The 16,021-nt window shown below is 41.2% G+C and carries 10 protein-coding genes; 4 read left to right on the forward strand and 6 right to left on the reverse strand.

What is annotated here, in order from left to right:
• Positions 1-15: 15 nt before the first annotated feature.
• Positions 16-4,224 carry a bifunctional nitrate reductase/sulfite reductase flavoprotein subunit alpha gene (locus QLH32_RS07080; protein ID WP_283268859.1) on the forward strand — a complete coding sequence of 1,403 codons (4,209 nt, stop codon included), beginning with the start codon at positions 16-18 and terminating at the stop codon, positions 4,222-4,224.
• A 58-nt stretch (positions 4,225-4,282) separates the two neighbouring features.
• Here the strand turns inward: QLH32_RS07080 and QLH32_RS07085 are convergent, their stop codons facing one another.
• The 5 genes from QLH32_RS07085 to QLH32_RS07105 form a co-directional block, all read right to left on the reverse strand.
• The gene (locus QLH32_RS07085; protein WP_283268861.1) at positions 4,283-4,792 is read right to left on the reverse strand and encodes a DUF1543 domain-containing protein; all 510 of its coding nucleotides are present in this window, start codon (positions 4,790-4,792) and stop codon (positions 4,283-4,285) included.
• A 112-nt stretch (positions 4,793-4,904) separates the two neighbouring features.
• The gene (locus QLH32_RS07090; protein WP_283268863.1) at positions 4,905-5,465 is read right to left on the reverse strand and encodes a phosphatase PAP2 family protein; all 561 of its coding nucleotides are present in this window, start codon (positions 5,463-5,465) and stop codon (positions 4,905-4,907) included.
• A gap of 208 nt (positions 5,466-5,673) precedes the next feature.
• Positions 5,674-6,783 carry a porin gene (locus QLH32_RS07095; RefSeq protein ID WP_283268865.1) on the reverse strand — a complete coding sequence of 370 codons (1,110 nt, stop codon included), beginning with the start codon at positions 6,781-6,783 and terminating at the stop codon, positions 5,674-5,676.
• 143 nt (positions 6,784-6,926) lie between these two features.
• On the reverse strand, positions 6,927-8,264 hold the full coding sequence (locus QLH32_RS07100; protein ID WP_267982035.1) for a CitMHS family transporter: 1,338 nt from the start codon (positions 8,262-8,264) through the stop codon (positions 6,927-6,929).
• 242 nt (positions 8,265-8,506) lie between these two features.
• Positions 8,507-9,376: an IS982 family transposase gene (locus tag QLH32_RS07105; RefSeq protein ID WP_283266581.1), complete on the reverse strand. Its 870-nt coding sequence runs from the start codon at positions 9,374-9,376 to the stop codon at positions 8,507-8,509.
• 572 nt (positions 9,377-9,948) lie between these two features.
• Between QLH32_RS07105 and QLH32_RS07110 the strand changes: the two genes are divergently transcribed.
• Positions 9,949-11,409: a coniferyl aldehyde dehydrogenase gene (locus tag QLH32_RS07110; protein WP_283268866.1), complete on the forward strand. Its 1,461-nt coding sequence runs from the start codon at positions 9,949-9,951 to the stop codon at positions 11,407-11,409.
• Between the two features lie 116 nt (positions 11,410-11,525).
• On the opposite strand, the gene QLH32_RS07115 is transcribed toward QLH32_RS07110, so the two are convergent.
• Positions 11,526-12,404 (reverse strand): IS982 family transposase, encoded by an 879-nt coding sequence (locus tag QLH32_RS07115; protein WP_283268303.1) that lies wholly within the window; start codon positions 12,402-12,404, stop codon positions 11,526-11,528.
• Between the two features lie 470 nt (positions 12,405-12,874).
• On the opposite strand from QLH32_RS07115, the gene QLH32_RS07120 reads away from it, so the two are divergent.
• The gene (locus QLH32_RS07120) at positions 12,875-14,443 is read left to right on the forward strand and encodes an outer membrane protein transport protein (protein WP_283268868.1); all 1,569 of its coding nucleotides are present in this window, start codon (positions 12,875-12,877) and stop codon (positions 14,441-14,443) included.
• A 282-nt stretch (positions 14,444-14,725) separates the two neighbouring features.
• Positions 14,726-15,955, forward strand: coding sequence for an OmpP1/FadL family transporter (locus QLH32_RS07125; RefSeq protein ID WP_283268869.1), 1,230 nt, complete (start codon positions 14,726-14,728; stop codon positions 15,953-15,955).
• Positions 15,956-16,021 lie beyond the last annotated feature (66 nt).

Here is a 16,021-nt window from a genome sequence, read left to right on the forward strand (position 1 = left end):
ATAAAGGTAATGATCATGGCTGAATCAATCAAAACTGTCTGTCCCTACTGTGGTGTAGGCTGCGGCATGATTTTGCAGGTTGAAAATGGTCAGGTGGTGAAACTTGCAGGTGACAAGCAACATCCGACCAACTTTGGACGTTTATGTACCAAAGGCTCGTCGGCTGATAAAGCCTTACGCAATTCTGGGCGCATGGAAAAAGCCTATATCCGCAAGCAACGTCAGGAAGAACGTGTTGCAAGCTCGATGGATAGCGTCATTACTGAAACCGCAAAGCGCTTCCGTCAAATTATCGATGGTGATGGACCGAATGCGGTGTCATTCTACGTTTCTGGGCAAATGTCGATTGAAGCTCAATACCTGATCAATAAACTGGCCAAGGGTTTTGTTGGTACCAACAATATTGAATCCAACTCACGCCTATGTATGGCAAGTGCAGGCAGTGGCTATAAACTGTCGTTAGGTGCTGATGGCCCTCCTGGTTCATACAAGGATTTTGATCACGCCGATGTATTTTTTGTCATCGGTGCCAATATGGCAGATTGCCACCCAATTCTGTTTCTGCGCCTGATGGATCGGGTCAAGGCAGGGGCAAAACTGATTGTGGTTGACCCACGCCGTAATGCCACCGCCGATAAAGCCCATATTTTTATGCAGATCAGGCCTGGAACTGATTTAATCCTGCTTAACGGTTTACTGCATTTACTCTGGAAGAATAACCATCTTGACCATGAATTTATTCAGGAATATACCGAAGGCTGGGAACAAATGCCTGCTTTTCTGGAAGATTATCCCCCTGATTATGTCGCTGAAAAAACTGGAATTGATGAGGCCAAGATTCGTCAGGCAGCACAATGGATGGGTGAAGCCCAAGAGTTTATGACCTGCTGGACCATGGGTCTCAATCAAAGTACTCACGGCACTTGGAATACCAATGCCATCTGCAACCTGCATCTGGCAACAGGAAAAATCTGCCGTCTGGGCAGTGGTCCATTCTCCCTCACAGGTCAACCGAATGCCATGGGTGGGCGTGAAATGGGTTATATGGGACCTGGACTCCCTGGGCAACGTTCTGTATTGATTGAAAAAGATCGGGATTTTATTGAAGAACTCTGGCAAGTGCCCAAAGGCACCCTAACCACCCATCTAGGCAAAGGCACCATTGATATGTTTGAGCAGATGAAAGCAGGAGCAATTAAAGCCTGCTGGATTATCTGTACCAATCCTGTCGCGACGGTTGCCAACCGTAAAACTGTCATTGAGGGCTTGGAAAAAGCCGAGTTGGTGATTACTCAGGATGCTTTTCTGGATACAGAGACCAACAAGTATGCCGACATCATGTTACCAGGTGCACTCTGGGCAGAAGCTGAGGGCGTGATGATCAATTCTGAACGCAACATGACCCTGATGCAAAAGGCAATTGCCCCACCTGGGGAAGCATTGCCCGACTGGCAGATCATTAGCCGTATTGCCTGTGAAATGGGCTATGCCCATGCCTTTAGTTACAACTCAGCATCCGAAGTGTTTGATGAAATCTGTCGTTGTTCCAACCCGAAAACAGGTTATGACTTACGTGGTGCCAGCCATGCACGACTGAGGGAAACACCCCTGCAATGGCCTTGCCCACCGCTGGATACCCCACAGGGAGCCAATGATCGCCATCCAATTCGTTATTTAAATGACGGCATCAGCCAATACCTGCTTGAAGCACAGGACAATAAACCCAAACCGCGTTTAATTTTCCCCACTGAACGAGCCAAAGGCGTGTTCTTTGCCCGTCCGCATCTTGATCCTGCGGAGATGCCCGACACTGATTTCCCCTTTGTCCTGAATACAGGTCGTTTGCAGCATCAATGGCATACCATGACCAAAACAGGCAAGATTGCCATGCTGAACAAGCTCAATTCAGGACCTTTTATTGAGATTCATCCTGAAGATGCGGCCAACCTGAACATTAAGGATAAACAACCTGTCGAAATCCGTTCACGCCGTGGTAAGGCTATTTTACCTGTGGTGGTCACTGATCGCGTTTTGGCAGGCAACTGCTTTGCCCCATTTCACTGGAATGATTTCTTTGGTGAAGATTTAGCCATCAATGCCGTGACCAACGATGCCATCGACCCAATCTCGCAACAACCTGAATTTAAGATCTGTGCGGTGTCGTTAGCACCTGTTGCTGCAACAGAAACACTCCTCGTTGCAGATGCATTGAACCAGCAAAAACCGATTCCGCAAGATCAATCTACACCAGCAAACTCCATTGCAATACCTGAAATCGCACAAGGTACAGAGATGTCACAGATCAATATTTTCGCCCAAATGACGGGTATTGAGACAATCAGCACACCCCCGCTCAATGATGCTGAAAAGATTTATCTGGCAGGTTTTATGGCAGCGTTGCAAAACCTCCCTGTACAGTCAGGCAATCTACCGACCTTGCCACCCAATGCACCCATTTCAGAACAAGCCAAACTTTGGTTGAATGGCATGCTGGCAGGCTTATATGCACGCGTACCACTGGACTACGCTACATCGAATCATGCAACCCCAGCATTGATCAGTTCAGAGACAAACGCACTCAGCTTGTCTCAAAGCACCGAACCCGAAAAACCGAAAGTCACCCTAATCTGGGCTTCTCAAACAGGCAATAGTGAAACACTGGCAGAAAATTTCGTCCAAAAAATCAAGCAGACTGGTTATGAGGTCAATTTTCAGGAGATGTCAAACTTTAGCGTCGATCAACTGGAAAAAACCGATCACCTGCTTTGTATCAGCAGTACCTTTGGCGATGGTGATGCGCCTGATAATGGGCAAAATTTCTGGAATGACTTAAGCAGTAAAGCAGACATTAAACTGGATCACCTGAATTATAGTGTGCTGGCGTTGGGTGATCCGAACTATGACCAATTCTGTGGTCATGGTAAAAAACTCGATCAAAAACTGGCTGAACTGGGTGCATCACGGATTTTTGACCGTATTGACTGCGATACCGATTTTCAGGAAAAAGCGGAACAATGGTTAGGCACGGTGCTGGCTAAACTGGCAGAATCGGCCAAAATCAAGGCTGAACCCTCACCGCTTAAACCCCAGAAGCCAGACTTGACTGCACCAAGCAAAGCCAGTCCGTTTCAGTCTCGTCTACTGCAAAATGTACGCCTGAATCATGAGCATTCCAACAAGGATATTCGCCTGTTTGCCTTTGATATTGAGGACTCAGGAATTAGTTATGAAGCAGGTGATGCACTCGGAGTCTGGGCAAAAAATTGCCCTGAACTGGTCAATGAACTACTCAGCATCACCAAACTGGATGGGGATAGCCCTGTCTCGATGGTGGATTTAAAAGGTATGACATTGCGCCAAGCCCTGACCGAACGCTTTGAAATTGCCAAACCACAACTCAACGCGCTAAAACTGATTGCGACCAAAGGTGCTTATCAAAAACTACAGGACTTGCTGGACTACCCAGATAAAAATGAACTAAAAAAATGGCTGTGGGGTAAACAACTGGTTGACGTTTTATATGAATTTCCAGTCAAGCTATCGGTTAGTGAACTCATCAGTATTCTGGCTAAACTACAACCACGACTGTATTCGATTGCATCAAGCCCGAAAGCCTACCCTACCCAAATCCATCTTACGGTTTCCGCAGTGCGTTATGATTATCAGGGCAATGCGCGAAAAGGAGTATCCTCAACCTTTTTGGCTGATCGTGCCGAGCAAGGTCATATTGGAATTTTTGTACAAAAATCAGCATCGTTCCATCCACCTGCCGATGCAGACATTCCCTTGATCATGGTTGGGCCAGGTACAGGCATTGCCCCTTTCCGTGGCTTTTTACAGGAACGTCAGGCCTTAGATAAACCAAGTAAAAACTGGTTATTCTTTGGCGAACAAAAATCCAGTACCGATTTTTACTATCAGGATGAACTAACAAAATTCCAGCAAGATGGCGTGTTAACCCGTTTAGACCTTGCCTTTTCGCGTGATCAGGAACAGAAAATCTATGTGCAGGATCGCATGCGTGAGCATGGTGCGGAGTTATGGCAATGGCTGGAACAAGGTGCATACTTCTGCATCTGCGGTGATGCCAGCCGTATGGCAAAAGATGTGGATGCTGCACTAAAAGAAATCATTGCACAACATGGCAATAAGTCGGCAGAGCAAGCCAGTGAATATGTCGCCAGTATGAGCCGTGATAAACGTTATTTACGCGATGTTTATTAACCCCCATTCATTTGTAAAGGGGGAATCACGATTCCCTTAACAATATTGATCTGATATTCTAAGGCAGAATGATGTAGTCATTCATAAATGAATTTTCTAAAAATTCACCTTGCACAAATGACAAGTAATGTTGCTCGATAGATGCTATTTCCAGACAATCATCCAAATCAATGACAGCGTCGGTATGTGGTTTAAACCAATGCTTTTCGATTGCCAATTTTCCCTGTGCCTTGGCATCTGCCTTGTCTTTGCCTGCAACCACCAAGTATTTATGGGTTTCGCCAAACTCATTTGGCAGATAAGCGCCCAGATTAATTAAATAGGGTTTGAGTTCAGAGGGCGATTCCTCCTGACTGATGACAAGTTGGTAAGATTGATCATGGTAGATCGTCCCCTGAATTTTCATCCATCCGTCAATATGCAGTCCTTGTGACTTGCCAAACCATTGTTGCTTTAGATAGGGATAAACTTCTGTTAGATCACTGCAAATCACAGGAATGACATCATGTACCTCAACATTGGCTTGTTCATGCTTGCCGCCCAGTAACACCAGATACAATGACTTCATTTCAATACCCAAAAACAGAAAACATGATTCAATGAGTTAAATTAATCATAAGATATAACAACTGAAATACTCAATCTTTTTAGGAATGCCGAAGTAAGAGGAAAGACAAAAATCAATCCATCATCCCAACTGGATTGATTCTTCTTATTCTTGAGGCCCACTCTTTTAAGGCATAATTGGTTGTGATGACCAGCATAAAACCAATAATAAACGAGCCAGCCACATCAAATGGAAAATGCACACCTACAAAAACTCTTGATAATCCAACAACCAGACTGAGTGCCAGGCCAACCATTCCAATCTTTTTAAAGCCTGCAAACCAATAAGCAAAGCCAATGATCACGACAGTCAAGGTATGCTGACTTGGAAATGAAGAAGTTGCTCCATGTCCAATCAGTTTATCCTCTAAACCAATTTGAAACGGTCGCGGATGATGATAAAAGAATTCGACGACATCACTTAAAACTAATGAAAATAAAACGATAACCAATGTCTTTACAAATATAAGGCTATAGGTTTTCCATTGAATGGCAACTAAAAACAGGAGGAAACTAATAAAAACTGTATTTAGGTCATCCGCTAAAAATATGACTATTTTATCTAAAAATGGATATTCCTTGGCTAAAGAGTTAATACAGTGAAATAAAAAAATATTCAAATCTTTAAAAATCATTTCCGTTTCTATCCACATTATCCATAACAGATGAATGCGCACAATATACAGGATAAAGATGAAAAATTTATTAATTTCTATAATACTTTCTAATTATTTTACCTAAAGTTTCAGTCCAGTTTCTTTTTAAAATCTTCCTAAGCTTAGGTTCTGATAACTACAAATAAATAGGGTAAATTTACCCTATTTACCCAGATTTTCTTGATCTCTAGAATTTAAATTCCAAACCACTTCCGACTACAGGTTGCTTGTCTTTGGCACTTGCCTGTTCAAAAGTTGAGTAGCCTGTATAAGCATAGGCTTTCACCTGTTTGCTAAATGAATAATCGCTGCCTATAAGCAACTGTCTGGCCTCAAAGTTAGCCTCACCATTTTTAAAACTGGTAGAGTTTTGACTATATTGCGCTTTCACAGCCCATTTTGATTGATGAGGGAATTTATATTCAGCCCCAATCAGCCAGCCCTGCGAATCATCAATATTGACCGCAGCAGCATCATTGCCCTGCTGATCTGCAACCTTAGAGGTTTGGTATAAGGTTTTTAGGGCCAAGCCCTCTACTGGGGTTAAACGACCAATCAAACGTAGTGTATTGGCTGCTGCAAAAACCTCATCAACCTGGGTTTCAGTATCTTTGGCGTTCAGTAATCCATGACCTAAAAAATCACTGGGTATCGCCTTGTCATAGCCAACACCCACAAGGAACAATGGATGGGCATAACTCAGCGAAGCAGACCATGCATCGCCCAGACCTCCACCAGCGGTATTCACTCCACCACGGCCATCATCCTTAATTTGACCACCCTCTCCTGTTGCAAGCAGGACCCTGGTTTCCAAACTTCCACCTTTCAGCTCAATTTCAGGAGAATCATATACCACGACATTGTTGACACGGTTTTCACCTGTCATGATTCCTGTTACATCGGCCTTGTTGCCAATATAGTTGTTGAAGCTGTCTACTGGGCTCGACAATTCTTTTAATGGCGTATTATGTTTACCAATTTTGATGGCCCCAAAACGTTCATCCTTTAGTCCTACAAAACGATTACGTTGCGACCAGTCCGTTTTATCCCCGTCTGCATAAAATGCCCATTCTGCCAAATAAATGGCACTGAGGTTTTTAGTTAACCTTTCCTCACCCTTGATGCCCAGAAAGGAACTATTGCTACTCACTTTCCATACATCACGATCCGCCATATGCGCATTGTTTTCAGGCAAATAGTCTAAACTTGCATCAATCTCGCCATAAATCCTTGGAGCTGCAAACGTTGAACTCACCATAAGACTCAACATTGTTGCAAAGGCAATTTTTATCTTCACTTTGTTTTCCTAACCGTATAAAAAAGTCAAAATATCCCTATTTCGTTTGCTAAAAACGAAAATGAACAGTTCAATCTTAAATAATTAAAAGAAGATGCTTTTATATGCTTAGGCCTATAAAAGCATCATGATGGATCTATGTTTTATATGTGGTAAAACGGAAATACACCAAACACCAAGGCACTTCCCATCAATACACAACACGTAATAAATGCCCACTTTAAGGTAAATTTCTGATGATCTGCCAATTCAACCGATGCCAAACCACATAACAGGTAAGTCGAGGGCACCAATGGCGACAGCAGGTGAATCGGCTGACCAATGATAGAGGCACGCGCAACCTCAACAGGACTAATACCGTAATGGGAAGCCGCCTCGGCAAGAATCGGTAAAACACCAAAATAAAAGGCATCGTTCGACATGAAGAATGTCAATGGCATACTCAATAGCCCTGTAATCGGTGCCATATAGGGTCCCATGCTGGTTGGAATCAGGGCCACAAACTCCTTGGACATTGCCTCAACCATGCCCGTTCCAGACAAGATGCCCGTAAACACGCCCGCAGCAAAAATAACTCCAACCACTGCCAGCACGCTGTCGGCATGGGTAGCGATACGCTTTTTCTGCATATTGACACATGGATAATTCACGACCAGTGCGATACAGAAACCCAGCATAAATAAAATGGACATGGGTAAAAAGCCTTTCACCAAACATGCCATCAGGACTAAAGTGAGAATTGCATTAAACCAGCGTAAATGCGGACGCTGGGCCTCAACATCCTTTGAAATAGAAATGTTTTCAGCATGGCTAATATCGATCAGCTCAACAATGCCTAGACGCTTACGTTCATACATGCCATAAAGATAGGCAAGAAAGAATAACCATGCCGCAGCAATAATCATGGATGGAATCATGGGAATAAACACTTCACTTGCATCCACCTGAAGTGCGCTGGCTGCACGTGCTGTAGGCCCGCCCCACGGGGTGAGGTTCATTACACCACTACACAACAGCATCAGGCAGGTCATGATCAGCGGATTCATCCCCACACGCTTATACAACGGCATCATTGCCGCCACACAAATCATGTAAGTGGTTGAGCCATCACCATCCAGTGACACCAAAAAGGTTAAAAACACCGTTCCCAGGGTGATCTTTAATGGATCTCCCTTTACCTTTTTCAGAATCCACCGAACGGATGGGTCAAACAGGCCCGAGTCAATCATGATTGCAAAATACAGGATTGCAAAAAGAAGCATCACACCTGTTGGAGCAAGCTTCTTGATTCCCTCCAGCATATTATTGCCAAGGTCAACCAAGTGAATATGACTTAAACTTTCGAAGTAAAAACCTAATCCCCAGGCGATAATCGCAAACAGGAATGGGATTAAAATTAATGCAACTAATGCACTAAGACGTTTTGACATGATCAAATACATAAAGCACAAGATCATGCTTATACCTAAAAAAGTAAGCATTTTAAGCAATCCTTAGCATAATAAATTATTGTGGTTGATTTCCTAAACCACGCCAGATTCTATGCGATGTAGGACTGGACACCCCATTTAATTTAATTATACTGACACAACAATCATTCACATGAAAAATAAAATAAATATTTATACTATCAATTATTTGATTTTTAATAAATTTTCAAAATACCAAATGAGACACCATGACTATGCATCAAAATAAAATATATAAATAACCCGAATCTTGTTTAAGCCGATATTTCCATAATACGAATCATCGGCTTGTTTTGATGACATATTTGATAAGCACATAAAGATGCATAAATACCAGCTAAATAGCCTGCAACACTTCTCGCTCTAGTCGTCACTAGATTGTACGCCCCCTTCAGCAAACTGAATAAAGTTTCTATTTTATTGCGTTGTTTCAGATGGTATTCATCTGCTTTTGATAACTGTATAGATTTCATGTTCTTTCGGTGATAGGTAATTAAATCAATATCTTGTACTCTTAATTTACTCTTTAATTCATGACTAATATAGCCACGATCAGCATACAATTTAGCAGTCATTCCTTTGACTAACTGTTCAACCATTTTTATATCTGCTGTATGCCCATTTGATAAAGCTGTGCTGAGTATTTCACCTGACTGATTCATAAGTACATGCAACTTACAACCAAAGAACCAACCCATAGAACTTTTACCACGAGTTGCAATTGCTGCTAGCGATTTATGTCTTTTTATTCGCTGATTTTTACAGACAGCCAATGTCGTTGAATCGATCCATAAATAAGAACTTTGCTGATCTTTCATCAGGGCGAAATGTAAGGCATGTAAAGCCAGTTGATGAGTATTGATCAGGTAAATCATACGTTGGTAACAAGGCAGGCTTTTGAATAAATGAAGATAGTTATGTCTCAGTGCCGTAAAGAATGCTTTAAAGTTATTGAAATGTGAATGTTTATACCAAATTGCAATAAAGACAATTTCAGAAATACTGAGCTGTGCAGGGCGAATTCTTAGGCATTTAAGATTTTGCTTTAAGAATTTCCAGTAAACTGATTCAAATTTTAGAAAGAAATCATCAATTATACAGAATAATTGGGTACTATCGAACATAAGGACTAGAGTCGTAAGTTTTGTGTGGTAACTAACTGATGGCTCTAGTCCTTCTCTTTTTCAAGTCTATGGCTTATCCGTGATTCAGGTTAAATAATACCTATTTAAGATAAAAATGTTTCATATCCACCCCCTACAAGGTTATAAATTAAGCACAAATATGATTATTTACTCATCAAAACCAACTTATATATGAGTTTTTAAGGAACATATAAATTTAACTTTATTAAAAACCAGGAATATCACTTAAATATCTGTTTATAATAAAAACACATTATCTGGACATTATTTTTAGCTATATATTTATGGATATTTAAATAGAAATATTATTTTAATTAAATCCTATAAACTTTTATTTTTTAACAAATTATAGAATTTCATCTTTTATAACGGATCGAATTCTGGATTTTTCACCTATCTCTAGCCTTAAATTCCATGTAATTTTAATGCGCTATCTACAGACTGTTTGGAACAACTGAAATATAATCATTCAATCATTGCTTATTGACTCGTTTTAACATTAACTCGTAAACAAAAGATTTGCCCAACAAAAAAATATGGAAAGTGCAACAATGAAATTTTCAAACCTACAGAACGATGAAAGTTCTGCCACTGAACAGATGCAACTGATCTTTAGCCAACAACGGGCAAATTTCGACGCTGAGCCTTATCCCGACCTAGAATCAAGACGCACCAAGTTATTTAAGCTCAAAAAACAAATTATCCGTTATCAGGATGTCATCGCGGCAGCCATCAACACGGACTTTAGTTCACGGTCCATAGATGAATCCAAACTGCTGGACTTACTTGGTTCGGTTCTGGAAGCTGAACATGCCATCCGCCACCTACGTCGCTGGATGCGTCCAAGCAAGCGCAGTACTGAATTGCTGTTTTTATCCAACCGTTTACGTGTGCAATACCAACCCAAAGGTGTGGTGGGTGTGGTTGTACCCTGGAATTTTCCCGTTTATCTGGCACTAGGTCCATTGGTTGCAGCGCTTGCCGCAGGTAATCGAGTGATGATCAAACTGCCAGAAGTGACTCCTGCCACCAATGCCGTGGTAAAGCGCATGCTGGGCGAAATTTTCAAAGAGGATGAAGTTGCCGTGTTTGGCGAGGAAATTACTGACCCTGCGCAATTCACCTCATTACCGTTTAACCATATTGTCTTTACAGGCTCTCCTGCGATTGGACGGGTGGTCATGCGTGCAGCGGCAGAAAATCTAACCCCAGTTACCCTTGAGCTTGGCGGAAAGTCCCCTGCCTTGGTCAGCCGTCATTATCCTTTGGCCGATGCTGCTAAACGGGTTCTGCATGGTAAGGCAACCAACTGTGGGCAGATTTGTGTTGCGCCAGACTACGCACTGGTTCCAAAAGAAAAGATTGATGAATTTGTAGAAGAATGCAAATCCAATTTCGCCGCCATGTATGGCAACAATATCAGCAACAACACAAATTACACCTCTATCGTCAATGACCGCCATTTGAAACGTCTTCAGGAAATACTGGAAGATGCAAAACAAAACGGCGCTCATATTATTGCCTGTGGTGAATATAATCCTAAGCAGGATGCCCGCCGTATGCCTGTGCATATTGTGCTGAACTGTACGCCACAGATGCGGATTATGAAAGAAGAACTGTTTGGCCCAATCTTACCGATCGTGGCCTATGACACACTGGACGATGCGATCAATTTTATTAAGGCGGGCGAACGACCATTGGCCCTGTATTGCTTTACACATGATGCCAATGAACGTGACTATATCCTGAAAAACACCCATTCTGGCGGTGTCACCATTAATGACTGGGGCTGGCATGTGGTAAACCATGATGCGCCTTTTGGTGGTATTGGAAATTCAGGAATGGGAACCTATCATGGTGAAGAGGGTTTCCGTGAACTTTCACATGCCAAAACTGTCTTTATTCGCCACCGCTTCTTCCCGACCCAATTGTTCTACCCTCCTTATGGCACCTGGATACAAAAACTTGCCTTACGCTTCTTCCTAAAACAGGGCGATCCAAACCTGAAATAAAACTTATTTTGCAGGCGCACTCGAAAATACATGGATTTTCCGTCCATGTATTTTCTACCCATCTCCCAGATAAATTTTATAAGTAAAAATTGTCCCTAGATTTTATTTAACCCCAGTTACGGATAAGCCAAAGAATTAACCACATGAATTTGAGGCTTATTCTTCTGACAAAGCTGATAAGCACATAAAGAGGAAAATACACCTGATAAGAAACCCGCAATTGAACGATGTTTTCCTGTGACCAAATGGTATTTTTCTTTCAGTAAACCTATTAACGTTTCAATTCTTTTTCGTTGACGTAAGTGAAATTCATCAGAAAATGGTAATAGCATAACTTTCATATTCTTTCTAGGATAGGTAATTAAATCAATGCCTTGCTCTTTAAGAGTTTCTTTTAGTGCTTGGCTGATATATCCCCGATCACCATAGACTCTTGCTGATAATCCATCAACTAGTTTTTCTACCTTTCTAATATCAGCAATATGTCCATTCGAGATATCTGAATTTACAATCTCCCCTTGATGATTCATCAACAGGTGTAATTTACAACCATAAAACCACCCCATAGAACTTTTACCACGAGAAGCAATATCATCTAAAGCATGATGTTCTTTAGGAATTCTTTTATTTTTACATACAGGCAAAGGTGTCGAATCAATCCATAGATATGAATCTTCCTTATGCTGATTTAACGCATAATGCAAAGCATGAATCGCAAGCTGATGTTGATTGATAAGAGTAAGTATATTTTTATAACAAGGTAACTCTTTAAACAACCTGCTTTCATATTGACATAGAAGTTGGAAAAAAGCTTTAAAGTTATGCATTTGAGAAGCTTTATAGCAAATGGAGATCGTCACAATTTCAGACAAGGAGAGTGTGGCTTGTCGGATACGTTGACGTTTCTTCTCCTGTTTGAGGAATTGCCAATAGATAGGTTCAAACTTTTTGAAAAAATCATCAACACTACAAAAAATTTCTGTAAAATCGTACATGGTAGTTAGAGCTTTTAGGTTGTGTCGTAACTTTCTAAATTGTTCTAACTACTTTTTTTTCAAGTCAATTTCTTATCCGTAATTCAGGTTATTTAGTATTTAAAATTTAACTATTCATTTAAAAATCACTTCAGATTTCTATTTTTAAAAAGCTGAAACATCAATAAAAATCCTAGTTTTTACAAAAAATCCTTGACCTTACAAAATTTTTTTTTAGTAAAAATGCAAAAAATTGGCCTTACCATCTTAAAGTAATAGTTTATATTTTTCATCATATTATTAATAAAAACACAGGTGTATATTAAATTTTATAGCATTTTTTTTGTTCAATTTCATGTAATCAATCGTACTGACTAGTTCATTTAGAACATTTACTCTTATTTTAATTATGGTATTTTTGTTACATGAAGTTATAGCCAATCATAGCTTCGTCAATACTTAGAATCTTGAAGTTCAAGGAAAGATTTAAAATGAAATTAAAATATCTTAGCACTGCCATGATCTTAGCGACGCTACCTGCAACTGGAGCTTTTGCAGCAGCATTGGATCGTTCAGGTCAGTCAATGTCTGCTTTTTTCCAACCAGGAAATTATTTTGAAGCTGGTATTTCGGTTCTAGATCCAACAGTAAAAGGCAAAGAAGCTGGCGAATCGCTTCAACCACACCGTGATATTGGTGATATGGCTGATGACTATTATTTTCCAAGCGCTGCCTTAAAATTACAGGTTACTGACCAGTTTTCATTTGGCTTGCTTTATGACCAACCATTTGGTGCAAAAGCTGCTTACTCAGGTCAAAACGTTTTCGTAGGTAGCAGCAGCGATACCGTTTTACCAAAACCACGTTTAGATGCAATGGCGGCAGATAAAATCTCTGGGGCAGTAAATGATACTGTTGCCCTTTTGACTACTGGTGCAACACTACCAACCAATCATGATTTATATGCACAACAGCAAAAAGTTCAAGGCACAATCAACGCTCTTGTACAACAACAAATGGCAGCAAACCCAGGTGCTCCAGAAGCAGTGATTCGTCCAGCAGTGATTGCTGGGGTAAAAGCCCAAATTACGCCAGATGTTACAAAAACTGTAACAGATAAAGTTGAGGCTGGTATTACGGGGGTAAATAAATTATTACCTGGTCAAGGTGGAACTAACGTCGAAGTTGACAGCCAGAACATTGCTTTCGTCTTTGGTTTCCAGCCAATTAAAAACATTAATCTGTTTGCAGGTGGTGTGTATCAAACAATTAAGGGCGATGTTAGCTTACGCGGTACAGCCTATAGCGTTTTTAATGGTTATGATGCACATATCAAGGAAACTGGCGGTGCAGGCTGGTTGGTTGGTGCGGCTTACCAAATTCCTGAAATTGCATTAAAGGCATCAATCACCTACCGTTCAGAAATCGACCATGATGTAAACATTAAGGAAAATATTTCTGCATTAGATGCCCTTTCTTTGTTGTATCCAACACCAGAAGCAGGTTTGGCCCGTGCCAAAGCAATTCGTGATGACAACAATAAAGACACAACCATTACCACACCTCAATCAGTCAACCTGGATTTCCAGACAGGGATCATGGCAAACACCGTTGCCTTTGCCAACGTACGCTGGGTAAACTGGAAAGACTTTGCAATTCAACCATATCAGTTTGGTCTATTCTCTAAAGAAGTTGGTCCTGCGGTTAGCCGTCCAAATGGCTTCAATCTAGTTGAATATTCTGATGACCAATGGTCAGTCAACGCGGGTGTTGGACGCAAGCTTAACGAACAATGGGCAGGTAACGTTTCTGTAGGCTGGGACTCTGGTGCGGGCAACCCGATCACCACTTTAGGTCCAACAGAAGGTTACTGGAACCTTGGTCTTGGTGTTCAATACAGCCCTACTCCAGCAACCTTTATTGCGGGTGGTGTGAAATATTTCTGGTTGGGTGATGCCAAGGCTCAAACAGGTGCTCAGGCGGGTGAAGATCGATATATCGCATCGTTTGAAGATAACAATGCAATCGCTTATGGCTTGAAAATTGGTTACCGTTTCTAATCAGTTTTTATGAAAAAAAGACCGTCTTATGATGGTCTTTTTTTCGCAAAAATTTTTCTACTTAATGATCAAAATAACATTTAAGCATTTAAATTCCATTCATGGAAATACTCTTTATCTCACACAGCTTTACCAAACAATGAATATAGGTACATATAACTCAAGTAGTTTTCATGACTTTATCAGTTCATTTATGGACATTTGTAAAAATATTTTGGTCAGTAAAAACTATGTTACTTTTCGCGCCATTCTTGTTACAAAGTGATATGAGAGAAACCATCCATGAAGCTTCATGCTATTCAAAAGGCGCTTTTACTTAGCTTAGTTCCCACCACTTCAGCTTTTGCCGCAGCTTTAGATCGTTCTGGTCAGTCAATCGCGCCTTTTTTACAGCCTAACAATTATTTTGAAGCGGGTATCTCTGTTCTTGATCCAAATGTTTCTGGTCAGGACATTTCAAACAATAATACGGGTGACATGGCAAAACATTATTATTCACCAAACGCCGCATTAAAGCTTCAGGCAACAGAAAAATTTTCTATTGGTCTTATTTATGATCAACCTTATGGTGCTGACGCTGAATATACAGGCAAAAGTAACTTTATCGAAAACCGCCCTGTCCCATTTAAAGGTGGTACATCAGTTACAGTAAAAACTGAAAATTTAAACCTACTTTTCGGTTATCAACCCACCCAAAACTGGAACCTGTATGCAGGTGCTGTTTATCAAACACTGGATGCCAACGTATTACTACGTGGTGCAAGCTACAGTGCCTACAGTGGCTATGACTTCAAGACAGGCCGAGATGAAGCTGTAGGCTGGCTAGCAGGTGTTGCCTATCAAATTCCTGAAATTGCCTTAAAAACCTCACTGACATACCGTGCAAAAATCAAGCATGAAATGAATGCCTATGAAAAGCATGCTATTGCGGGTCTGACAGGTAATGCTGGATTCGATGCACTCCTAAATAATATTAATAATTCTCAGGGTGAAACAGAAATCACCACACCACAATCGATCAACCTCGATTTCCAGACAGGCATTATGGCAGACACGGTTGCATTTGCGAACCTACGCTGGGTGAACTGGAAAGACTTCGCTATTCGTCCTTATAAGTTTGGCGCAGCCTCCATTCTCCCTCCTATCGTTGCCTCAACAGGGAAGAAAGATGGTTTTGACCTTGTAGCCTATACTGACGATCAATATTCAATTACCACGGGTGTGGGCCGTAAACTGAATGATCAATGGGCGGGCAATGTCTCTGTGGGCTGGGACTCTGGTGCAGGTAATCCTGTGACTACACTTGGTCCAACGGAAGGTTACTGGAACCTTGGCCTGGGTGTTCAATATAGCCCTACCCCAGCAACTTTCATCGCTGGTGGAGTGAAATACTTCTGGTTAGGTGATGCAAAAGCCCAGTCAGGCTCTCAGTTCAACACAGCAGGTTATGTGGCTGACTTTAAAAATAATGATGCAATCGCGTACGGTTTAAAAATGGGTTATAAATTCTAATTTTGATCAATCAAAACAAAGGGCACATCATATGCCCTTTGTTTTATCCAGTTTTCTATTATCATA

Origin of the sequence: Acinetobacter corruptisaponis, from assembly GCF_030053775.1 — a bacterium.
Lineage (GTDB): Bacteria > Pseudomonadota > Gammaproteobacteria > Pseudomonadales > Moraxellaceae > Acinetobacter > Acinetobacter corruptisaponis.